This is a genomic window from Schaalia georgiae DSM 6843 (assembly GCF_000429245.1).
In the GTDB taxonomy this organism is placed as follows: domain Bacteria; phylum Actinomycetota; class Actinomycetes; order Actinomycetales; family Actinomycetaceae; genus Pauljensenia; species Pauljensenia georgiae.
In genome coordinates this window covers 268,012-289,731 of sequence record NZ_AUBM01000006.1, presented here as the reverse complement: position 1 = coordinate 289,731, position 21,720 = coordinate 268,012, and the positions used below count along the sequence as shown (strand labels likewise).

At 69.8% G+C, this 21,720-nt stretch carries 18 protein-coding genes, 4 tRNA genes and 1 CRISPR repeat array; of the genes, 13 read left to right on the top strand and 9 right to left on the bottom strand.

The features are described from left to right. The first annotated feature begins 11 nt into the window (after nt 1–11). From cas7e to cas2e, 5 genes are read left to right on the top strand one after another with little or no spacing between them, the layout of a single operon-like run. The gene (cas7e, locus tag G447_RS0101290) at nt 12–1,166 is read left to right on the top strand and encodes a type I-E CRISPR-associated protein Cas7/Cse4/CasC (RefSeq protein ID WP_026429745.1); all 1,155 of its coding nucleotides are present in this window, start codon (nt 12–14) and stop codon (nt 1,164–1,166) included. Then, complete coding sequence (gene cas5e, locus G447_RS10800) at nt 1,163–1,891, top strand: type I-E CRISPR-associated protein Cas5/CasD (RefSeq protein WP_034475901.1); 729 nt, start codon at nt 1,163–1,165, stop codon at nt 1,889–1,891. Before cas7e ends, cas5e begins: the two co-directional genes overlap by 4 nt. After that, a complete protein-coding gene (gene cas6e, locus G447_RS0101275) occupies nt 1,892–2,650 on the top strand; it encodes a type I-E CRISPR-associated protein Cas6/Cse3/CasE (RefSeq protein ID WP_026429743.1) in 759 nt (252 codons plus the stop codon). Beyond that, nucleotides 2,647–3,615 (top strand): type I-E CRISPR-associated endonuclease Cas1e, encoded by a 969-nt coding sequence (gene cas1e, locus G447_RS0101270; RefSeq protein ID WP_026429742.1) that lies wholly within the window; start codon nt 2,647–2,649, stop codon nt 3,613–3,615. The genes cas6e and cas1e overlap by 4 nt, the downstream gene beginning before the upstream one ends. Beyond that, nucleotides 3,612–4,025 (top strand): type I-E CRISPR-associated endoribonuclease Cas2e, encoded by a 414-nt coding sequence (gene cas2e, locus G447_RS0101265; protein WP_026429741.1) that lies wholly within the window; start codon nt 3,612–3,614, stop codon nt 4,023–4,025. The genes cas1e and cas2e overlap by 4 nt, the downstream gene beginning before the upstream one ends. Nucleotides 4,026–4,043: 18 nt before the next feature. Further along, nucleotides 4,044–5,169: direct repeats of the CRISPR family, unit length 28 nt; unit sequence GTTTTCCCCGCACGCGCGGGGATGAGCC. Nucleotides 5,170–5,369: 200 nt separating this feature from the next. Here the strand turns inward: cas2e and G447_RS0101260 are convergent. From G447_RS0101260 to G447_RS0101250, 3 genes are all read right to left on the bottom strand, one after another. Continuing rightward, a tRNA-Phe gene (locus tag G447_RS0101260) sits at nt 5,370–5,442 on the bottom strand. Nucleotides 5,443–5,470: 28 nt separating this feature from the next. Then, nucleotides 5,471–5,544 (bottom strand) — tRNA-Asp (locus G447_RS0101255). Nucleotides 5,545–5,597: 53 nt separating this feature from the next. Beyond that, nucleotides 5,598–5,670 (bottom strand) — tRNA-Glu (locus G447_RS0101250). Nucleotides 5,671–5,889: 219 nt separating this feature from the next. Here G447_RS0101250 and G447_RS10795 point away from each other — a divergent pair. Genes G447_RS10795 through G447_RS0101235 form a run of 3 tightly spaced genes read left to right on the top strand, consistent with a single transcriptional unit; the run spans nt 5,890 to nt 9,159 of the window. Continuing rightward, nucleotides 5,890–7,812 (top strand): mechanosensitive ion channel family protein, encoded by a 1,923-nt coding sequence (locus tag G447_RS10795; protein ID WP_051226172.1) that lies wholly within the window; start codon nt 5,890–5,892, stop codon nt 7,810–7,812. A 33-nt stretch (nt 7,813–7,845) separates the two neighbouring features. After that, nucleotides 7,846–8,292, top strand: coding sequence for a peptide-methionine (R)-S-oxide reductase MsrB (msrB, locus tag G447_RS0101240; RefSeq protein WP_034475899.1), 447 nt, complete (start codon nt 7,846–7,848; stop codon nt 8,290–8,292). Then, nucleotides 8,293–9,159 carry an EamA family transporter gene (locus G447_RS0101235; protein WP_026429739.1) on the top strand — a complete coding sequence of 289 codons (867 nt, stop codon included), beginning with the start codon at nt 8,293–8,295 and terminating at the stop codon, nt 9,157–9,159. 243 nt (nt 9,160–9,402) lie between these two features. On the opposite strand, the gene G447_RS0101230 is transcribed toward G447_RS0101235, so the two are convergent. The 3 genes from G447_RS0101230 to G447_RS0101220 form a co-directional block, all read right to left on the bottom strand. Next, nucleotides 9,403–10,641 carry a multidrug effflux MFS transporter gene (locus G447_RS0101230; protein ID WP_026429738.1) on the bottom strand — a complete coding sequence of 413 codons (1,239 nt, stop codon included), beginning with the start codon at nt 10,639–10,641 and terminating at the stop codon, nt 9,403–9,405. Between the two features lie 7 nt (nt 10,642–10,648). Then, nucleotides 10,649–12,814, bottom strand: coding sequence for a PfkB family carbohydrate kinase (locus G447_RS0101225; protein ID WP_026429737.1), 2,166 nt, complete (start codon nt 12,812–12,814; stop codon nt 10,649–10,651). 81 nt (nt 12,815–12,895) lie between these two features. Next, nucleotides 12,896–12,967: transfer RNA gene (locus G447_RS0101220), tRNA-Lys, on the bottom strand. Nucleotides 12,968–12,999: 32 nt separating this feature from the next. On the opposite strand from G447_RS0101220, the gene G447_RS0101215 reads away from it, so the two are divergent. Together G447_RS0101215 and G447_RS0101210 are read left to right on the top strand one after the other, a co-directional pair. After that, a complete protein-coding gene (locus tag G447_RS0101215) occupies nt 13,000–13,623 on the top strand; it encodes a hypothetical protein (protein ID WP_026429736.1) in 624 nt (207 codons plus the stop codon). A 152-nt stretch (nt 13,624–13,775) separates the two neighbouring features. Next, on the top strand, nt 13,776–15,164 hold the full coding sequence (locus tag G447_RS0101210; RefSeq protein ID WP_026429735.1) for an NUDIX hydrolase: 1,389 nt from the start codon (nt 13,776–13,778) through the stop codon (nt 15,162–15,164). 103 nt (nt 15,165–15,267) lie between these two features. Here G447_RS0101210 and G447_RS0101205 read toward each other — a convergent pair whose 3' ends face one another. Genes G447_RS0101205 through G447_RS0101195 form a run of 3 tightly spaced genes read right to left on the bottom strand, consistent with a single transcriptional unit; the run spans nt 15,268 to nt 17,447 of the window. Further along, on the bottom strand, nt 15,268–15,747 hold the full coding sequence (locus G447_RS0101205) for a septum formation family protein (RefSeq protein ID WP_051226170.1): 480 nt from the start codon (nt 15,745–15,747) through the stop codon (nt 15,268–15,270). 2 nt (nt 15,748–15,749) lie between these two features. Next, nucleotides 15,750–16,811 (bottom strand): inorganic phosphate transporter, encoded by a 1,062-nt coding sequence (locus G447_RS0101200; RefSeq protein ID WP_005867212.1) that lies wholly within the window; start codon nt 16,809–16,811, stop codon nt 15,750–15,752. Between the two features lie 3 nt (nt 16,812–16,814). Then, entirely contained in the window at nt 16,815–17,447 is a 633-nt protein-coding gene (locus G447_RS0101195; protein WP_005867227.1) for a DUF47 domain-containing protein, read from the bottom strand. Nucleotides 17,448–17,717: 270 nt separating this feature from the next. Between G447_RS0101195 and G447_RS0101190 the strand changes: the two genes are divergently transcribed. The 3 genes from G447_RS0101190 to G447_RS0101180 all read left to right on the top strand — a co-directional run bounded on the left by G447_RS0101190 (nt 17,718) and on the right by G447_RS0101180 (nt 21,708). Next, nucleotides 17,718–19,553, top strand: coding sequence for a phosphoenolpyruvate carboxykinase (GTP) (locus G447_RS0101190; protein ID WP_005867206.1), 1,836 nt, complete (start codon nt 17,718–17,720; stop codon nt 19,551–19,553). Nucleotides 19,554–19,793: 240 nt separating this feature from the next. Next, nucleotides 19,794–20,600 (top strand): hypothetical protein, encoded by an 807-nt coding sequence (locus G447_RS0101185; protein ID WP_131295639.1) that lies wholly within the window; start codon nt 19,794–19,796, stop codon nt 20,598–20,600. A gap of 118 nt (nt 20,601–20,718) precedes the next feature. Beyond that, a complete protein-coding gene (locus G447_RS0101180) occupies nt 20,719–21,708 on the top strand; it encodes an AAA family ATPase (protein WP_005871878.1) in 990 nt (329 codons plus the stop codon). Nucleotides 21,709–21,720 lie beyond the last annotated feature (12 nt).

Genomic DNA, 21,720 nt, shown 5'->3' with positions numbered 1-21,720 from the left:
GAACACCTTCAATGTCTCGTTTTATCGATATTCACGTCCTGCAGACCCTTCCCCCCTCGAACCCCAACCGCGACGACACCGGCGCGCCCAAGACCGCGACCTTCGGGGGAGTGCGCCGGATGCGCATCTCCTCGCAGGCCATCAAGCGCGCGACGCGCGAGGACTTCGAGAAGCGCGCCCCGGAGGGGAACCGAGGGATCCGCACCAAACTCGTCGTCGAACTGGTGAGGGCGGCGATCGTCGAACGTGCCCCCCAGCTGGCCCAGAGTGCCGCGGAGCTCGCGGAAATGGGTCTGGTCGAAATAGGGTTCAGACTCACCGAGCCCAGGCGCAAGAAGAACGAGGAAACGACCGACCAAAAACTCAAGGAAGCGGGTTTCCTCGTGTTCCTCTCAGCGAAGCAGATCGAGCACCTCGCCGAGGCGCTGGTCTCCGTGGCGGACGCCGAGGACCGGAAGAAGGCGTTCAAAGCCCTCAAACCGAAGACCCTGGTCGACACGGACCACTCGATCAGCATCGCGCTCTTCGGGCGGATGGTCGCCGAACCCAATTCCCTCAACGTCGACGCCGCCTGCCAGGTCGCACACGCCCTGGGAGTGGGCGAGGTCGAGTCCGAGTACGACTACTACACCGCCGTCGACGACGAGAAGAAGCGCAACGACGAGGCCGATGAGGGTGCTGGGATGATCGGCACCATTGAGTTCGCCTCGGCCACCGTCTACCGCTACGCGACGATCAACGTCGACCTGCTCGAGGAGAACCTCGGCTCCGTGGACGCCGCTGACGACGCGATCAAGCTGTTCATCGACAGTTTCGTGCGCGCTATGCCCACGGGCAAGGTCACGACCTTCGCGAACCGGACCCTCCCCGACGCAGTCGTCGTCCAAGTGCGGGACGATCAGCCGATCAACCTCGTCGGCGCGTTCGAGGAACCCGTTCCCGCCAAAGCTGAGGACGACGGTACGCAGAAGGGTTTCGCGGGACCCGCTGTCAAGCGGCTCGTCGCATTCGAGAAGGACATGCGGGCGCTGACCGGGATGACGCCGAAGGCCTCGTTGGTGGCGTGGACCACGCACAAGGCCGAGCCGATCGCCGAACTCGGCCAGCAGGTCCGCCTCGTCGACCTGGGCGGCGCCGCCGTTGACGCTCTTCGAGGGCAGCAATGAGTGAAGTCCTGGTACTGAGACTGGCGGGTCCCTTGCAGTCATGGGGCTCCTCCAGCCGGTTCACACGGCGATCGACCGAGGCGTTCCCGACGAAAAGCGGGATCGTCGGGTTGCTCGCCGCCGCCCAGGGGCGCAGGAGGACGGACCCGATCGAGGACCTCGCGGAACTGCGCATGGCCGTGCGGATCGACCAGCCGGGCGAGCTGCTGCGCGACTTCCACACAGCTCATAGGGGCAAGACCGCGATGCCGCTCTCCGACCGCTTCTACTGGTCCGACGCGGTGTTCGCCGCCTTCGTCGAAGGCCCCGACGGGCTGATCGACGCCCTCGCTAACGCGATCCGCCGACCGGCGTTCCCGCTGTACCTCGGGCGCAGGGCGTGCCCCCCCACGCTTCCGCTGTTCCTCGCGGTGGAATCCGATCCGATTTGGGAGGTCGTCCGGAGCACTGGGTGGCTCGCTTCGGGATTCCACCGAAAGCGCCAGCGGGCCAAGCGCGAGGTCCAGGTCCGGGTGGTCGCCGACGCGGGGATCATCCCCGGTGCGGACGAGTCCACGCCCGGGCGCACGCTCCAGGATGTGCCGGTCAGTTTCGACTCCGAGCGGCGGCTCTACACGTTCCGCCAGGTCGAGGAGGCAAGCGTGCCCTTGCAGAACCCCGAGTACGTCGAGTCGGCGCCTGGGAGGGCGCTGACGGGCGGCCACGACCCCATGGAGGTGCTCTGAATGTTCCTCACCCGAATCTTCCTCAACCCCCGCAGACGGGGGTGCAGGGAACTGATCTCGAGCAGGCAGCGCCTCCACGCGGCGGTACTGTGCTGCTTCCCCCGGGGTGCCCTGGATGCCGCCGAGGAGGGCAGGCTCCTGTGGCGGCTCGACGGGTCTGGCGCGGCGCGGGCCTCCAGGCGGGCCACCGGCGGTCGCGCTCATGAGGCACTGATCCTCTACGTCTCCAGCCCGGTGATGATGGATCCGTCGTGGATCGTGGAAACAGCGGGGTACGCGACGGACGAGGGGGTCACGGTGCGCGACACGAGCAGGTTCCTTGACGCGCTGCGCCCCGGGCAGCGATGGGGTTTCCGTATCACCGTCAACCCCACGTTCCGCGACGCCAAGCAGCGCAACGGGAAGGGGAAGAAGAAGACCCTCGCGCACGTCACGGTCGCCCAACAGACCCAGTGGCTGCTGGACCGGACCGAGGCGAACGGCTTCTCCATCCTTACCTCCCGCGAGATCGGCGGGGACCTGCCGGTCCTCGAGGACGAGGCGGGGGAGCGCGTCGACGGCGCCAGCCTCGTCGTCGACTGCGTCGGCCGGGGCATCGAGAAGTTCCGGCACGACGGCACGTACGTGACGATCCAGATGGCGACGTTCCAAGGAGTCCTGGAGGTGCGCGACCCCGCGAGACTCCGCGCCTGCCTCGTCGGCGGAATGGGGCGGTCCAAGGCCTACGGCTGCGGGCTGATGACGTTGGCGCGGCCATGACGCCGATACCGGGAGCGCGGCCCCCTGACCCGAAGGACCTCGTTCGGGTCAGGGACCGCCTCACCTTCCTCTACGTGGAGCGGTGCGTCATCCACCGTGACTCCAACGCGATCACCATTACCGACAGTAGAGGGGTGGCGCACGTCCCCGCCGCAGCGCTGTCGGTCCTCCTCATGGGGCCTGGCGTCAAGATCACGCACTCAGCGATCTCAGTGCTCTCCGAGAGCGGGTCTACTGCGGTGTGGGTGGGGGAGAACGGCGTGCGGTACTACGCCCACGGGAACCCGCCGTCACGTTCCTCCAGGCTTTTGGAGGCCCAGGCCAAGGCTGTCAGCGATCCCGCGCTGCGCCTCACCGTCGCCCGCCAGATGTACCTCATGCGCTTCCAGGGTGAGGATGTCGCGAAGCTCAGCCTGCAGCAGTTGCGGGGGCGCGAAGGGGCGCGGGTGCGGCGCCTGTACCGGCACAACTCCCGGCGCACCGGGATCCCCTGGGACAGGCGCGAGTACGACCCGGATGACTTCGAGGGCGGGTCGGTGGTGAACCAGGCGCTCTCGGCCGCCAATTCCGCCCTGTACGGAGTGGTCCACGCGGTGATCGTCGCCCTCGGCTGCTCGCCAGGACTCGGATTCGTGCACAGCGGCACCTACAGGGCGTTCGTCTACGACATCGCCGACCTGTACAAAGCGGACCTTTCCATCCCTGTCGCCTTCGACGTCGCCGCCCTGGGAGGCGAAACGCCGATCGGCACGGAGGCGAGGCGGCGCGTGCGCGACGCCGTCCGCGAGTACCGCCTGCTCGAGCAGGCCGTGCGGGACATCAAGGCCCTCCTCGCGCTGAGCGGCGACCCCGTTGACGCCGACGATGACGACGAGGCCCTGATCGTCGACGACTTGCACCTGTGGGACGACTTCGAGGGGACCGTCGCCGCGGGGGTGTCCTACGAGGAACGGGCCGTGACATGATCGTGCTCGTTCTCTCGGCCGTGCCCGAAGGGCTGCGCGGGCACGTCACGCGATGGCTCCTGGAGATATCGCCGGGCGTGTTCGTGGGAAACCTGGGCAGCCGCGTCCGAGAGCGGCTGTGGGAGATCGTCATCAAGACCATGGGGAGCGGCCGGGCGATCATGGTCTACAGGGCCCGCAACGAGCAGGGCCTCGAGTTCCTCACCTGGGGCGACCCCTGGCGCCCAGTGGACTTCGAGGGCATACGGCTCATGATGCGCCCAGCGGTCGCCCAAGGGCGGGGCCAGTACACGGATCCCGCAGACGCGCCCGACGCCACCCGCCGTTTGCGCGGGCGCCCGGGAATGAGTAGCTTTCAGAGAAGGCGTAAGGCTCGAGGGTTTCCAAGATCCGACCGGCCTGAGCGATAAAAGCCCAGGTCAGGAAGTGTTTTCCCCGCACGCGCGGGGATGAGCCGTCGGCGAGCGTGGCCTTCACGATGCGGATCAAGTTTTCCCCGCACGCGCGGGGATGAGCCCTGGCGGGACTGGTACCCGGCGTCGCCGGAGCAGTTTTCCCCGCACGCGCGGGGATGAGCCCTCCGCGCCGCCGGGATCACACCATCGGACCGTGTTTTCCCCGCACGCGCGGGGATGAGCCGTCCGAGTCATTGGTTTTCTTCACGTCCCCGCCGTTTTCCCCGCACGCGCGGGGATGAGCCCCGCTTCTCCACGGAGATCAAGCAGGCTATCGCGTTTTCCCCGCACGCGCGGGGATGAGCCTTCGTGATCAACACGGTGTACACGAATGGTATCGTTTTCCCCGCACGCGCGGGGATGAGCCTCGGGCAGCGACTCCACCGCCGTGGCCTGCCAGGTTTTCCCCGCACGCGCGGGGATGAGCCCACCGGCAAGGGATTGGTCCTCGGCATCGACGAGTTTTCCCCGCACGCGCGGGGATGAGCCCACCTTGGAGTACGGGCGCCTGAAGGAGAACACGTTTTCCCCGCACGCGCGGGGATGAGCCCACGGTCCTGCTTCGACGAGTTGCACCGACGATGTTTTCCCCGCACGCGCGGGGATGAGCCGCGAACGGCTCCATCAGACGAGGCCCTCTTCGGGTTTTCCCCGCACGCGCGGGGATGAGCCCGCCGTGACGATGGGGAGGAGCTTTTCTCCAAGGTTTTCCCCGCACGCGCGGGGATGAGCCCGCCTGGAGCCGCCGCGAATCCACCGGCCCCATGTTTTCCCCGCACGCGCGGGGATGAGCCGTGGCGGCGGCTGAGGCGCGCCTCGCTGAGGCCGTTTTCCCCGCACGCGCGGGGATGAGCCGTGGCGGCGGCTGAGGCGCGCCTCGCTGAGGCCGTTTTCCCCGCACGCGCGGGGATGAGCCCCAGAGGCCCCGCCGCACCACAGCGGGTGGGCGGTTTTCCCCGCACGCGCGGGGATGAGCCCTACACGGTATGCGACCAGACCATCACCCACCAGTTTTCCCCGCACGCGCGGGGATGAGCCGCACCAGGCGCCGCCCCGCCGGGCCCGCCCAGCGTTTTCCCCGCACGCGTGGGGATGAGCCGTGCATCAAGGAAAGAGGGGACTGGTTCTCAGCGTTTTCCCCGCCCCCGCGGGGCAGGCCCTGCCCCGCCTCATCGCAGCCCTCGCCTGGCGTGGCGCCCCAGGGGGCTGCGGCCCTGGCCCCCGCCTCGTGCGCACAACCGCACAACCGTGCAACCGCACAACAAAATCCCCGAAGCCCAGGGGGCTTCGGGGAGGCGGTGGCTCCGACCGGCGTCGATCCGGTGACCTTTCGATTTTCAGTCGAACGCTCTACCAACTGAGCTACAGAGCCAGGACCGGGACCGTTACGGTCTGGTCGGCGACCCCGACGGGACTTGAACCCGCGACCTCCGCCGTGACAGGGCGGCGCGCTAACCAACTGCGCTACGGGGCCTTACAACAGGTAAGACCTATTGAATTATTGCGCTTCCACGATTGCAGGAGCCGTACCCCCAACGGGATTCGAACCCGTGTCGCCGCCGTGAAAGGGCGGTGTCCTAGGCCGCTAGACGATGGGGGCCGTTTGGCCGCCGGACTGGCGCCCGAAGACGAGGATTACTTTAGGCAGAACATGCCTTCCAGGTCAAAACGCCCGCTCGTGACCCCTGACACACCTTATGTCTTTCAGGAAGCGGTCAGGCACGGGGCATACGCTTCCGCCATGCGCACTATCCCACCCCAATTTGGACACGTTCTGGCGGCGTCGGGCGACTCGGGACAATCCGATGGAGCCTCTGAAGTGGTCACCCACGCCCTCGACATCGCTTCGCTGCTGCTGGGCAGCGCCGTCGGCGCCTTCATCGGCCTGGTCATCGCGGTCCTGGTGCACGCCGTCGCACGGGGCGCGCTGGCGAAATCGGCCATCGCCTCGGCCCTGCTGGCCCGCACCCGCACCGCGTCCTACGGCTCCTTCCTCACGTGGGGCGGGTGGATCGGCCTGCAGGTGACTCTGTCCAACATCGACCTGACGGACTGGTCGAACGGCACCACGGTGTCGGTCATGTCCCACCTGCTGCTCATCGCCGCGCTCGCGTGCTTGACGTGGGTCGGCTACTCGGCCGCGTGGGTGGTCGAGGACGCGGCGAAACTGCGCCAGAAGCAGGACAAGGGGCGCTCGCGCCGCTTCGAGACCCAGGCCCAGGTCATCCGACGGCTCATGCAGGTGGTGATCAGTGTCGTCGGCCTGTGCGCGATCCTGGGCACTTTTGAAGCCGCCCGCCAGGCGATGACCACGATCCTCGCCTCCGCCGGCCTCGTCTCGGTCATCGCGGGCCTGGCGGCCCAGCAGACCCTCGGCAACGTGTTCGCGGGCGTCCTGCTGGCGTTCACTGACGCCATCCGCGTGGGCGACGTGGTCGTGGCGGGCCAGAAGGGCGAGACCGGTTCCGTCGAGGAGATCACCCTGAGCTACGTCGTGGTCCGGGTCTGGGACGAGCGCCGCCTCATCACCCCGTGCACCTACTTCACGTCCACGCCCTTCGAGAACTGGACGAGGCGCGCCGCCGCCCAGTTGGGCACGGTAGAGCTCAAGCTCGATTGGAGCGCCCCCGTGAACCTCATCCGCCGCAAGGTCGAGGCGCTCCTCACCAGGACCGATCTGTGGGACGGGCGCACGTGGACGGTGCAGGTCACCGACTCCGACCAGGACACGGTCACGGTGCGGGTCCTGGTCTCCGCGAAGAACTCCGGGACCTTGTCCGACCTGCGCACCTACCTGCGCGAGCACCTCATCGCGTGGATTGTGGCCGAGCACCCCGCCGCGCGCCCGGCCCGCCGCTTCGAACCCCTCAGGACCGTCACTGTGACCCACGACCCCACAGGGGAGAGGGCCGCCTCCCTGGCCGAGGAGCTCGCCGGCATCGTCGGGAACGGCGCGACCGGGGCGGGGGCCGCGCTCGTGGCCCCTCCTGCCCCCTCGGACGCGCCGGCCCCCGGGTCCGACGCCTCGAAGACCCCCACGGACGCGGCCCACGCCGCCCGCATGGTCGCCGCCCGGCGCAAGCACAAACTCGCCAGGCGCAGGGCGATGGCGGAGCGCCAGCGGGAGCTCGCCCACGGGGGGCCGTCCCAGGGCGAGGAGACCCAGGTGATGAGCGATACCGCCGTCGGCCGTGTCCTGAGCGAGGGCAGGGTTGGGGTGCGTCCGAAGAGCACCGACGGGCCGGCCACCGCAGTCCACGGGATCGACCGGACGCGGATCATGGAGGCGGTCGGCGGCAGTGGGAGGGGGCGCCCCGCGCCCGCCGCAGCCGGGGCGCCCGACCCGCGCCCGGGCACCGCTGTGGGTCCGGCCCCGGCCGCCTCCGCTGCCGACGGGGACTGGGCGGGCTCCTCGGAAAGCACGCGGGTGCTGCCCGCTGTCGGCTCCGGGCCCCTGCCTCCCCCACCCGCCGTCTCCCGGCCCCGCCAGTCGGCGCCCGCCGAACAGAACGGGTCGGCCCCGCGTTCCGTTCCAGCGCCCCGGGAGGCAGGCGCGTCGCCCGCCGGCCCGGCCTCGTCCGCTGAGCCCGCCGGCCCCGCCTCGTCGGCTGCTCCCGTCCCCGCGCGGCCAGCGGCAGAACCCGTCGAGCGGGGCGAGCGCTTCTTCTCGGGCTCGCCCGAGGCCGATGAGCGCAACGCGGCCATGGCCGGACGCAGGTACGACGACGAGGAGGGCGACTAGCGGTGTTGAGCCGAGCAGCCCGGGCAGCGCGCCATGGGCGGCGGGAAGGGCCACAATAGGGGCATGAGTGATTTCCCAAGCCTTGACGAGGCCTCGGCCCTCACAGACGCCCAGTGGCGCTCCCGGCTGACCCCCATGCAGTACCACGTGCTGCGCGAGGGCGGCACCGAGCGGCCCTTCACGGGGGAGCTGCTCGACGAGCACCGCGAGGGCGCGTACCATTGCGCCGCCTGCGGGCAGCGGCTCTTCGACGCGGACACCAAGTTCGAGTCGGCGTGCGGCTGGCCCAGTTTCTACGAGGCCGACGAGGGGGCGACCAGGGACCTGGTCGACACCAGCCACGGCATGGTCCGCACGGAGGTGCGCTGCTCGCGCTGCGGCTCGCACCTGGGCCACGTCTTCCCCGACGCCCCGGACCAGCCCACGGGGATGCGCTACTGCATGAACTCCGTGGCGCTGGTCTTCACCCCCGCCCAGTAGATGGCCTTCGCCGACCGGGTGCCGGCGCAGCTCTTCATCGTCGGCTCCGCACTCATCCAGTACGTCGGCGCGGCGGTGGCGGTCGTCGCTTTCGCTGCGGTGGAGCCCGCTTCGGTCGCATGGTGGAGGGCGGCCACGGGCGCGCTCGTCCTGTGCGCGTGGAGGCGCCCGTGGCGCGACGGGCTCAGCCGCCGCGACCTGGCGGCGTCCGCGCTCTTCGGAGTGGTCCTGGTGGCGATGAACTCCTCGTTCTACGAGGCGATCGCCCGCCTGCCCCTGGGCACCGCCGTTTCCATCGAGTTCGTCGGTCCAGTGGCGGTCGCCGTCCTGCGCGGGCGGGGGTGGGCGCCGCGCGTCGCAGCAGTCCTGGCCCTGGCAGGGGTCGCGTGCATCGGGGGGCTGGGGCTCGACCTGTCGCAGGGGCGGGTGCGTGTCGGCCTGGCGTGGATCCTGGCCGCTGCCCTCGCCTGGGCGCTCTACATCGTCCTCGGGCAGCGGGTCGCCTCTACGCGCTCGGGCGTGACGAACCTGGCACTCGGGTGCTTCTTCGGGGCGGTGCTCTTCGCGCCCGTCCTGGGGCCGGGCGCGTCGGTGGCGCTCACGGACGCCGGCTTGTTCGCCGCAGTGGTCGGTGTGGGACTGCTCTCAACGGTCGTCCCCTACTCGCTGGAGGCCCTGGCGCTCACACGCTTGCCCGCGGCCACTTTCGCGCTCTTCACGGCTCTTCTGCCAGCCTCGAGCGCCGTGGTCGGCGCTCTCATGCTCCGCCAGGTCCCCGCTCCCGCGGAGCTCGCCGGGCTGGTCCTGGTGTCAGTGGCCGTATGGATCGCCTCGGGCAAGCACCATATGGCGCGGCGGGAGGATTGACGCGGGCCGTGCGGCGGTTTCCCTGCGGGGCTGTCCCGCGTCCTCCTGGTGCCGCACACAAGGGAGGGAATTAGGTAACACGGCGTCGCACACAACGGCTTGAATCTGCCGCCCAGTGCGGCGCGTGTTTCGTAAATCGGGGTCCTTGTGTGCGCAACCCGGCGGGCGGGCCTCGCGCGAGGCGCTGGCCAAGGCCCCGCGGAGACCGCCCAGAACACGTGGCAGCCCTTGCGCCGTGTGCGCCTACCGGGCGACCCCGTCGGAGTGTGCGCCGCGCCGGGCGATCACCCAGAAGGCCCGCCACGCGCCGATGGAGCCTGTGACCATGACCACGATCATCGGGGTCGCCGACGAGCCGCCGGAGGTCGCCAGCGGCGCGGAAACGGCGTTCGCCAGCGACTGGGCGACGCCGAGGACCGACGAGGCGGTCCCTGCTAGCTCGCGCGACTGCCCGAGCGCCAGCGACGCCGCGTTGCCGAAGATGAAGGCATTCGCGCTCATGATGAGCATGAACCCGGCGCACGTGGGGACCAGCGCGAGGCCGAGGGCGGTGGCCGACACCACCAGGGTCACAACCCCCAGGGCCGCCAGCGCCAGGCCCACGACGATGAGCACGCGGGGCTCGAAGCGCGCGATGAGGCGCACATTCACCAGTGCCAGCAGCGTGGGCACCAGGGCGTTGAGGGCGAAGACCAGGGAGTACTGGAAGGGGGAGAGCCCCAGGGACTCCTGTAGCACATAGGTGGCGTTCGAGATGTACCCGAACATGCAGAAGCTCGACAGTGCGTTCGTCAGCATGAATCCGACGAATGGCCGGATTCGGACCACTTGGGCCAGGCCGCGGAAGAAACGGGGCACTCCGCCGCCATGGCGCTCCCCGGGCGGCAGCGACTCGGGCACGAAGCGCCACGCGAGGACCGCCATCAGCAGGGTGAAGGCCGCGAGCGCCCAGAACACGGCCCTCCAGGGGGCGCGGGTGACGATGAAACCGCCGAGCACGGGGGCGACCATCGGGGCGAAGCCGACGACGGCCTGCAGCAGCGACATGGCCCGCGCCAGCATTCTCCCGTGCGCGACATCGACCAGGACGGCTCGGCCCACGGACGAGGCGGCGCCGCCCCCGAACCCCTGGAGGACCCGCCCGGCGATGAGGACGCCCGCGTTCGGTGCGAAGACGCACACGAGGGAGCCCGCCAACGCCGCCAGGCAGCCGGCGACGACGGGTCCGCGCCTGCCCAGCTGGTCCGAGACGGCCCCACCCAGCACCTGGCCCACCGCGTAGCCGATGAAGAACGCCGTGAGCGTCAGCCCGACCATGGTCGAGGTGGTGGACAGGGAGGCAGTGATCTGCGGGAACGCTGCGGAGTACATGTCGGTCGCCATTGGGGGCACTGCGTTGAGCGCCGCCAGCGTGAGCAGGAGGGCGGGGGTGAGGGGGCCCCCGATCAGGGAGGCGCGGGGGCCTTCGGTGTTGCGTGGCATGCGTGTCCTAATGATGGGCGAGGGCGCGGGAGGCGGCCTCGATCTCAGCGCGGGACGGGCAGGTGGCCGGGCCCACTTGGGTCGCGGCGAGGGCGCCCGCGCAGTTCGCCAACCGCAGGGCTTCGAGGATGTCCACCCCCTGTGCCAGGGAGGCGGCCAGCACCCCGGAGTGCGCGTCCCCGGCGCCGTTCGTGTCGACCGCCGTGATCCGCGGGGTGGGGATGAGGACCGCTGATGGTGGGCGCTGCCTCCGGGTCCGGCCGTTTGCGGAGGTGGGGGACCCGACCGCCCAGCGGGGGTCGGCGGGCTCACCCGGGGCGTACCACGCCCCGTGTGCGCCGCATCGCACGATGACGGGGGAGCCCAGGGCGCCGGCGAGTGCGGCCGCGAGCTGTGCGGCGTCCCCGGGGGCCGTTCCGGCCGGTGGTGTCGCCTCACCCGGGGGAGTGCCTCCGTGCGGGGGCGCGGCGGACGCCCGCGCGAGGCGGCCCGCGAGGATCCCCGCCTCGCGCTCGTTCATGGACCACAGGGGGGCCAGGGCCCGCAGGGCGAGCAGGTCGTCGAGGTCCACGTCGCCGACGACGGGCGACACGTCGACGATCGCGCGGAGCCCTGCGGGCAGGTGCGCCGAGAGGAACTCCCGCAGCGCTGCGGTGTTGGCCGGGTGGGCCAGCGCGTAGCCGTCCACGTGCACCACGTCCCCGCTGCGCAAGCGGGCCGCGTGGGCGGACCACGACCCGCGCGGCAGGCGGGCCTCCGCGCCCCTGGTCGAGACGAAGGTGCGCTCGCCGTCGCCGTCCGTGATGGCCACGCAGTACCCCGAGTCCGTTCCCGCGACGCGCGGTCCCTCGCAGGAGGCGCCGATGCGCTCCAACGCAGCGGTGATGATCGAGGCGAATCCGCCGTCCCCGACGCCGGACAGGCTCACTGCCTCCGCTCCCATCCGGCGCGCAGCGGCCAGCACGTTGAAGCCCCCGCCCGCGTGCATGCCCGCGTCCTCTGCGAACACGTCGCCGCCGGGAGCGGGCACGCGCGGCGTCAGCAGTGCGAGGTCGACGACCACCTGCCCGAGCAGGACGACCCTGCCCTCCTGCGGTGCTGCGACTGGCTCCCCGTGGGCGGGCAGTCGGGATCCGTGGGCGCGCAGGCGGAGCAAACCGTCGGCGGTCTCGCGCAGCCGCAGCCCGGAGACGGCCTCCACTCGTTCCAGCTCCTGGGCGGGCCAGCACCGGGCCCCCAGGGCGGCGCCGAGCACGGCGCCGGTGATAGCGCCGATCGTGTCGGTGTCACCGCCGAGGTTGGCGGCGACGCACAGGCCCCGCCACGGATCGGCGGCGTAGCGCCAGGCGATGGCGAATGCTGCGGGGACGGACTGGGCGGCCTCCACGGAGGCGCCGACGCGTGCCCGCAGTGCCCCGGCGAACGCCCGGTCGTCGTCGGCAGTACCGGGGGCGAGGTCGTGGGCGCGCGCGAACCGCAGCGCGTAGCGGGTCCGCTCGCACACGTCCGGCTGGGGCGTCCACGCCCCCCGGCGCCCGAGTCCCTCCACAAGGGCCAGGGCGCGTTCCAAGGAGGCGCGGGCGGAGTCCGAAGGGCTGTCCGCCCCTGCTCCGTCGATGCCGAGGGAGACCGCTGCCGCCACGAGCGCGGCGGCGTGGAAGCCCTGTTCGGTGGCGTGGGTGACGCGGCACGACTCCCACACGGTGTCGGCGAAACGCGGATCCCGGGTGGAGGAGGCGATCCCGATGGGCGCGACTCGCATCGCTGAGCCGTTGGTGGTGCCCGCGCCGCCCACGCGGAGGGGGTCCTCCCCGGCCCGCACGCGTTCCAGGGCGGCCTTCGTCGATGGGCCCAGCAGGTCGAGGGAACCGCGGGCCGCCATCGAGTCCTCCCAGTCCAGCAGGGCGCGGGAGAAGGCGTGGGGGTCGATGCCGCCCCCGCCCGATACCAGCAGGCCGGCGACGAGCAGCGCCTGCTCCGTGTCGTCCGTGACGCTGCCGGCGGGCATGCCGGGCGCGTAGGGCTGCGAGGTGTCGGCTGGGACCAGGGCGTCCACCCACCCGTAGGTCAGCCTGATCTGATCGGCGGTCATCGCCTGGGTCGGCATGCCAAGGGCGTCCCCCAGCGCGAGTCCCGCCAGGGCGCCGTGGGCCCTGTCCGCGTCGTCGGACATGGCGACCTCCATCCGTCGGCAGCGCGTCGGTACCGGCGCAGTGCGGCAACCGCCCCAGCCGGCGGGGCTGGGGCGGGCGAGTAGGCCCAGGGGGACTCGAACCCCCAACCTACGGATTAAAAGTCCGCTGCTCTACCATTGAGCTATAGGCCCGTCGCACACCATTGTAAGAGGATGATGCCAAAATGGCCGAACCGACCAGACCGAGGCGTCCCGCGATGCTCTCCGCCTCCCGAGCCGAGGCGATCATCGGGGACCAGGACCCCGCCGAGTCCGCCGCCGTCGCGCACACCGCGGCGTGGGCGCTCATGGGCGTGGGCGATGACGAGTTCGATGACGAGGCGGTGGCCCGCCTGCGCGCCCATGTGCGCGAGCACGGGGCCGACGCCATTGCGCACGTGTGGGCGCGCAGCCCCGCGTTCACGCTTCCGGGCGCGCTGTGGCGAGCCTACCTGTTGAGTGAGTGGTACCACCGGGACCCGGGGGCGGTCGCCCGGCGTTACGAGGCGGGGGCCGCTTCGCCCCGTATCGACGGCCTCGAGGCCCCCGTGGATGTGAGACCCCTCTCATTCGTGATCGGGGAAGTCGATTCCCTGTTGCGCGGGGACCTCACCGACGACGACCTCGACTTCGTCTTCGCCCAGGCCGCCCGGGCCTGCCGCGTCCTGGCGGCCGCCGACGCCACGTGGATCGACGACCCCGACGACCCGTTGGCCCACGCCGTCACGACGCGGAGCCGAGCACTGGTCCGCACCGCCGACGAGCTCGACGCTGCGGCCCGCGAGGCCGCTTCCGGCGCGCTCGACTAGCCTGCGCCCCCGGGAAGGGGATGGAGGCGCGAACGTGCGCGCAGCGCACGGGACGGGTGTGCGAAACCCCGGCCACCAGTCCGGCGGTGCCCGACGCGGGCCGCTACCCTTGAGAGGTGACTCCCACCCCTTCCCCCAGGCCCCAGAAACTTGTGCGCTCCGCGGGGGCGCTCGTCTGGCGCTTCGCGGACCCCGGGCGGGCGGGCGTCGTCGGCGAGTCGGTCGATCCGGCCGACATCGAGGTCCTCATGGTCCATCGGCCGCGGTACCGCGACTGGTCGTGGCCCAAAGGCAAAGCCGAGCCGGGGGAGCCCATCGTCGTCGCCGCCGTGCGCGAGGTGGAGGAGGAGACGGGGGTCGCCGTCACTCTGGGCGTCCCACTGGCCACGCAAAGGTACCGTCTCGGTTCGGGGCACACCAAGGAGGTCCACTACTGGGTCGGCGCGCCGGTGCTCGCCGGATCCATCGCCGAGAGACTGCGCGCGCCCGTTGTTCCCGCTCCGCGCGGGGAGATCGACCAGATCCGGTGGGCCCGGCCCGATGCCGCCGAGGCGATGCTCACCCGCAGGGGTGACCGGCGCCTGCTGTCCGAGCTCGCCTCCCACGCCCGTGCGGGCACTCTGCTCACCACCGCGGTCGTGCTCGTCAGGCCCGGGAACACCTTCGGCTGCGGCGCGCCAGGGCGGGGGGGCGCGGCCCGGGACCCCGCAGCACCGGTGCGCGCGGATACGGACGAGGGGGTGCGGACCGCCGCAGCCGTCGCTCCCCCCGAGGAGGGCGGGGAGCCCGCCACGAGTGACGAGGGGGTGCTGAGCCGCCTCGGCGTGCGCCACGCCTTTGACCTCGTCGAACTCATGAGCGCCTTCGGCATCGACCGGGCCTGCGCGGCCCGTGCCGCCGGTGCGCGCAGGACGCTGGCGCCCTGGGCAGCGGCCGGGGGCGGGCAGGTGCTCGTCGTGGAGGGGGAGGCCCCCCGTGGGACCGCCACGGGAGTGGAACCCGCGCGGACGGGGGAGGGGCGGTCCGGCCCCGCGGCGGTTGCCGCGGCCAGTGGCCTCGTCCCTCCGGGGCAGAGCCGCGCATCCGGTCCGCTGACACAGCTCGCAGCAGAGGATGCCTCGCGGCCCCCGCAGCGCGCGGGGGGAGGGGCCGCGGACCCGCACGGCCTTTCCGCTTCCAATGCCGTTCAACCGGACGCGGGCGCATCCACCGGCTCCGATTGGGTGGCCGCCCTCGTGCGCTCGCTGCTCGTGCGGACGCGGGGGGCGTCGCTACTGTGCGCCCCCCGCGAGGCGGTGGAGCGGGGAATCGGAGCCCTCCGCGGGGCGATGGCGCCGAACTCGCAGGGGGCGCTCCCGCAGGACCTCGGCCGCGCCCAGGTCGTCGTCGCCCATGTGGCCCACCACGACGGCGGGCACGCCGTCATCGCCGTCGAGTGCCACGCCTTGCGCACAAGGCGCGCCCCGGTTCCGAAGGAAGGACAGGGAGAGGGGCGTCCGCGTGCCCATGCCCGGTCGAAGCGCTCCGCTGGCCCCCGCTGAGGAGGGGCCGGTGCGGACGGCTGACCGCTGGACGGAGCGTGGGGCCCGGCGCGCAACGCGCCGGGCCCCACGGCAAGCCCTCGGCCATCACAGGCTCATAGGCTCACAGGCCGGAGTTCTTCGCGGACTGGTTGAGCTTGTGGCCCTGCATGTCGGTGACCATGCAGACGATCTCATGGTCGTTCTGCGCCCACGACTGCGTGGTGGGGACGAACCAGGTGACGTCGAGCGAGCTCTCCTCGTAACTCGTGCCGACGTATCCCTGGAAGGCTGCGACGCAGACCTGTTCGGCCGTTGAGGCGAGCGACTCCTGCCCCGGGTAGTCGGAGCCTTCGAGCTTGTGGAGGAAGAACACCTCGGCGTCGTGCGGCTTGGAGCAGTCGACTGTTTCGACGGTGGAAACCTGGTCGCTCTCAGGCTGTTGGATGCACTGGCCGATGCTCATGTGCATCACGGACGAGGTCGCGCAACCCGCCAGCGCCATGGCGCTGAGGGAGGCTGCGGCGGCGCATGCTGCGAGCGTGCGCAGGGGTGCATTGAGGGTGCGGTGGTTGCCTTGAAGGGAGGGGGTGGTGATGGACATTTTCAGACTCCTACGATCCAGGCGGCGACCCAGTACAGGACTGCCGAGACTGCTGCTGCGGCGGGGAGGGTCAGGAACCATGCGACCACGATGTTCCCCGCTACGCCCCATCGGACCGCGGAGAACCTCCTCGTGCAGCCGACGCCCATGATAGCGGTAGAAACTACTTGGGTGGTCGAAATTGGCGCGTGGACGACGTAGGAGCACAAGTACAGGATCGAGGAGGACACGGCTTCGGCGGTGAAGCCCCGCGCCGGATCCAGGTCGATGATCTTGCGGCCGATCGTGCGCATGATGCGCCCGCCCCCGGCCATCGTGCCCAGTGAGATCGCCAGAGCGCCGGAGACCTTGACCCATATGGGCACCGTCATGTCGCCCGTCAGCGGGTCGTAGATCTGGTGCGTCTCGCCGTAGCCCCCGGCCAGCAGCGCCATGATGATGATGCCCATCGTCTTCTGCGCGTCCTGGATGCCGTGGCCCAGGGCCATCGCCGCCGAGGAGAAGCGCTGCGCGGCGCGGAAGCGGCGCATCGTGCGGTGGTACTGCGCGTTGCGCAGCAGTCGCAGGACGCAGCGCATGACGAAGTAGCCGACGACGAAACCGATGATCGGGGAGGCGAACATCGGGATGATGACGTGGTCGAGGATGCCCTGCCAGTGGACTGCCGTGCCGCTCACAATGCCGGCGCCGACGAGGCCGCCGATGAGGGCGTGGGACGAGGAGGAGGGCAGGCCGAACCACCACGTGATCAGATTCCAGATGCAGGCGCCCAGCAGTGCGGCGAGGATGATGACCAGGCCCTTGTGCTGCATATCCGCCTGTGTCGATTCGGCGTAGCGGCTGATTGAGATGATGCCCTGGCCGACGGTCTTGGCGACGGCGGTGCCCATCATGGCGCCTATGACGTTCATGACTGCCGCCATCAACAGGGCGGCCCTGGGCGTCCACGCGCGTGTGGACACCGAGGTCGCGATCGCGTTCGCGGCGTCGTGGAAGCCGTTGGTGTAGCTGAAGAACAGCGCGACGGCGATGACGACGCAGACGAGGATCAGGTTCAGATCCACGGCTCAGGATTCCTTCAGGGCGAGGGACTCGATGACGTTGGCCAGCTCCTCGAACGCGTCGGCGCAGGACTCGAGGCCCTGGACGATGTCTTTGAGCTTGATGATCGTGACCGCGTCCAGGCCGGAGTCGAAGAGGGCCGTGAGCGTGCGGCGGTAGGCCAAGTCGCCCTCGTTCTCGAGGCGGTTGATCTCGATCCAGTAGTCGCGCAGGTCCACGGGGGACTTCAGCGAGGGCATCGACTCGGCGGTGAGCCCGGCGCAGTTCTTGATGACGTCGATCTGCACGTCGAGCAGGGAGACCAGGGAGGAGGGGATGTCGGCGATCCCGTAGACGACCAGCAGGTCGCCGGCTTCGTCGATGAAGTCCAGGCAGTCGTCCAGGTGGGAGGCCAGGGACTGCAGGTCCTCGCGGTCGAAAGGTGTGATGAACGAGGAGTTGATGCGCTGGATGATCTCGTGGTTCAGTTCGTCGCCGCGGTGCTCGACGGCGTGGAGCTGGTCGCGCAGCGCGACCCTCTCCTCCGGGGAGGCGGCGTAGACCTGCGTGAGGAGCTCGACGCCTTCGACGAGGTGGTTGGCCTGCTGACTGAAGTACTCAAAGAAGTCGGGGCCCTGGGGCTTGCTGCGGATTCCCACGTTGTTCCTCCGGTCTGTGTTTGTTGGCGGAGCGCGGTGTTGCGTCCCACGCCAATCGTCCGCTAAGGCGGGACGGTTCTTCAACTTCAGGGGCGGGCGGGGGGCCGCGGGGCTGGGTGTTCTCCACCACACGAGGGGGTGGAATCCGTTAGAATCGGCTGTTGACCGGGACCAAGCGCCCGCATTTCGGTGCTCCTGTTCCGGCAAGATTGACCCTGTACGACGAGGGCGCGAGAGGCGGCCTCGGAAACTGAATGCCCAGGAGGCAAAATGTCCGTGACTGAACAGGACGTGCGCGCGGCGGCCCCGTCCAACGCTCCCGAAGACGTGCTCGAGTGGGTTGCGAAGATCGCCGAGCTGACGACCCCGGACGCTGTCGAGTTCACTGACGGCTCGCAGGAGGAGTGGGACCGCCTCACCGCGCAGATGGTCGCCAGTGGCATGTTCACGAAGCTCAACGAGGAGAAGCGCCCCAACTCCTTCCTCGCCCGTTCCCTGCCCTCGGACGTCGCCCGTGTTGAGTCCCGCACCTTCATCTGCTGCGAGAAGGAGGAGGACGCCGGCCCGACCAACCACTGGGCGGATCCCACGGAGATGAAGGCCACCCTGAAGGAGAAGTTCACGGGCGCCATGAAGGGCCGCACGATGTACGTGATCCCCTTCTCCATGGGCCCCCTGGGCGGTCCGATCTCGCAGCTGGGCATCGAGATCACCGACTCCCCCTACGTCGTGTGCAACATGCGCATCATGACGCGGATGGGCAAGGCCGCGATGGACCTGATCGCTGCGGGCAAGCCGTGGGTCCCCGCCGTCCACTCGGTCGGCATGCCCCTCGCCGAGGGCCAGGCGGACACCGCGTGGCCCTGCAATGATGAGAAGTACATCACCCACTTCCCGGAGACGAACGAGATCTGGTCCTTCGGCTCGGGCTACGGCGGCAACGCCCTGCTGGGCAAGAAGTGCTTCGCACTGCGCATCGCCTCGACCATGGCCCGCCGCGACGGCTGGATGGCCGAGCACATGCTGATCCTGCGCCTGACCCGCGAGTCCACCGGCCAGCAGTTCCATGTCACCGCCGCGTTCCCCAGCGCCTGCGGCAAGACCAACCTCGCCATGCTCCAGCCCACGATCCCCGGCTACAAGGTCGAGACCGTCGGCGACGACATCGCGTGGATGCGCCCCGGCCCCGACGGGACCCTGCGCGCCATCAACCCCGAGGCCGGCTTCTTCGGCGTCGCCCCCGGCACCTCCTACAAGACCAACCCCATGGCCATGGAGACCGGCAAGGCCAACTCCATCTTCACGAACGTCGCCCTGACCGACGACGGCGATGTGTGGTGGGAGGGCATCGACGGCGACGTTCCGGCGCACCTGATCGACTGGCACGGCAAGGACTGGACGCCCGCCTCCGGCGAGAAGGCCGCGCACCCGAACAGCCGCTTCACCGTTCCCGCTTCGCAGTGCCCGATCATCTGCCCCGACTGGGAGGCCCCTGAGGGCGTTGCGGTCGACGCCGTCCTCTTCGGCGGACGCCGCGCCACCAACGTCCCGCTGGTCGCCGAGCAGTACGAGCCCGCCCACGGCGTGTTCATCGGCGCCTCCGTGGCCTCCGAGGTCACTGCGGCCGCGACCGACGTCAAGGCCGGCTCGCTGCGCCACGACCCCTTCGCGATGCTGCCCTTCTGCGGCTACAACATGGCGGACTACTGGGGCCACTGGATCGAGATGCAGAAGAAGGTCGGCGACAAGTTCCCGAAGGTCTACCAGGTCAACTGGTTCCGCAAGGACGAGGACGGCAACTTCATGTGGCCCGGCTACGGCGAAAACAGCCGCGTCCTGGACTGGATCGTCCGCCGCGCCGCCGGCGAGGTCGAGGCCATCGACGGCGTGACCGGCCGCTACCCGAAGTTCGAGGACTTCAACCTGGACGGCCTGGACATCGACGAGGCCGTGTGGGCGAAGCTCTTCGCGATCGATCCCGACGCCTGGGCCGCCGAGATGGACGACACGGAGGAGTATTTCTCGCAGTTCGGCGATAAGCTCCCCGCCGCCATCACCGAGCAGCTGGCCAAGTTCCGCGCGCGCATCGCCGCCGCCAAGGCCTGAGCGATTCGCTGCGCGTCGCGCACACCGAGTGCGGGAGGCCGGGCCCGATCGGGCCCGGCCTCCCGTGTTCCGCTGGAAGTCGGCTTCCACAGTCCCAGCCTGGGCGGGCCCAGCAACAGCTCCCGCAGCCCCCACCCGGCCCCGGCCAGGTGCCGCAATGGGCCCCTGCGGCGGCCACGGGGCACTGGGGGCGTTGAACGGCGTGAGTGGAATGTGCGCAGAGGCGAGGAAAGGGACGAGATGAGCGGACAATACCCTGGCTCGAACCCGCAGAATCCGTATGCGTGGTTCACTGCTCCCCCGGTGACTCCGAATAGTCCGGGCAACGTCCCAAATGCTGGGGGCGCGAGCGCAGTCGGCCCCACGGCATTCCAGCCAATTTTGGCACCGAATCAGATGTGGATGGCGCAGGAGCCGCTCGTGTTCAAACGATCCGCTTCCCGCTCGACATGGTCGAAGGCCATGTGGGTCGGCGGGATCTGTCTCTCTTTGCTCTGCCCGTTCGTCGTGGGGCTGATTTTTCTCACCAACCCGGATAGCGGGTTCCGAGCCATCCGGTCGTCCTTCGACGCCGTTGCGCTCGTCATCATGTGCGTGGTTCCCTTTTGCGTGATCGGCTACTACGTCTACGACGTGAAGATACGCGGCAACGACCGGCTCGTCGTGGACCGAGCGGGTTTTCACCTGGTCGAGGGGAGAAACCGGTCGGACTACGCATGGCCGAGATCACATTCGGATCTCTTTATTTGCCTCAGTGAGCCGAGTGACTACGGGGGTGGCTATATCGCCGGTAGCGTCAAGATCCACCTGCTCACGCCCGGTTATGGCGATGTGCCGTTGATCGGAGTCGGGTATTTCAACGACTACTCACGTAAGGCGATCGTCACGGCGCAGTTGCAACTCGAAACCCTGTGGGCCTGGGGCGCAGCGCGTGGGGTGACGGTCGAGTCGGGTGTGTACACGGGCCTTGTCAACCCCGAGGGCGAGCGCAAGCGGCGCGCCGACTTCGGGACGGTCGTGCGTGTCGTCCAGGGTGCTGCGGGCTAACCCGGCGACGCGTGCGGGCCCGGAGCGGGGTGCGTCTGGCCACATGGCCCCCAAAACGCGCCCCGCGCATTAAACTAACCACAGCAACACTTTTCACCCGTGCCCACTAGGAGACTTCGTGGCCGTTTACCTGACCGACGCGGAACTCGCGCAGGCCAAAGACCTTCTGAACCGCATCGCCGTGATCTACCAGGCGAAAGTCGTTGGACAGGAGGACCTGCGCAGAGCGCTCACGGCGTGCCTGCTGGCGGACGGGCACGTCCTGGTCGAGTCGGTCCCCGGCCTGGCCAAGACCACTGCCGCGCAGACCCTGGCCTCGGCCGTCTCGGGCTCCTTCCACCGCATCCAGTGCACGCCGGACCTGATGCCCAACGACATCGTGGGCTCGCAGATCTGGAACCAGGCCTCGGGCGAGATGGTCACCCAGCTGGGTCCGGTCCACGCGAACCTGGTCCTGCTGGACGAGATCAACCGCTCGAGCGCGAAGACGCAGTCGGCGATGCTGGAGGCGATGCAGGAGGGGCAGACCACGATCGGCGGTGTCAACCACCGCCTGCCCAGGCCGTTCATGGTGATGGCGACGCAGAACCCCATCGAGGAGGAGGGCACCTACGTGCTCCCCGAGGCCCAGATGGACCGTTTCCTGCTCAAGGAGGTCATCACCTACCCGACGCCGGTCGATGAGCTCGAGGTCCTGGAGCGCATCGACTCGGGCGCGATGAGCGCCCCGGTCTCCGCGGAGCCGGTTTCCGTGGAGGACGTCCTGGTGCTCCAGGACCTGTCGCGCCGCGTCTACGTGCACAACACCCTCAAGGCGTACATCGTCGACATCATCAACACCACCAGGGGCGCGGGCCCGAACCCGCTGCCCGGGTGGACCAAGCACGTGCGCGTGGGCGCCTCGCCGCGAGGCGGCATCGCGCTCATGCAGATCTCCCAGGCCCTGGCGCTCATGGACGGGCGCAACTACGTGGTCCCGGACGACATCAAGAAGCTGCGCTACGCGATCCTGCGCCACCGCATCATCCGCACCTTCGACGCGCTGGCCGACAACGTCTCGGTCGAGGGCCTGATCGACGCGGTCTTCAACGCGGTGCCGGTGCCGTGACGGCCGCGGTTC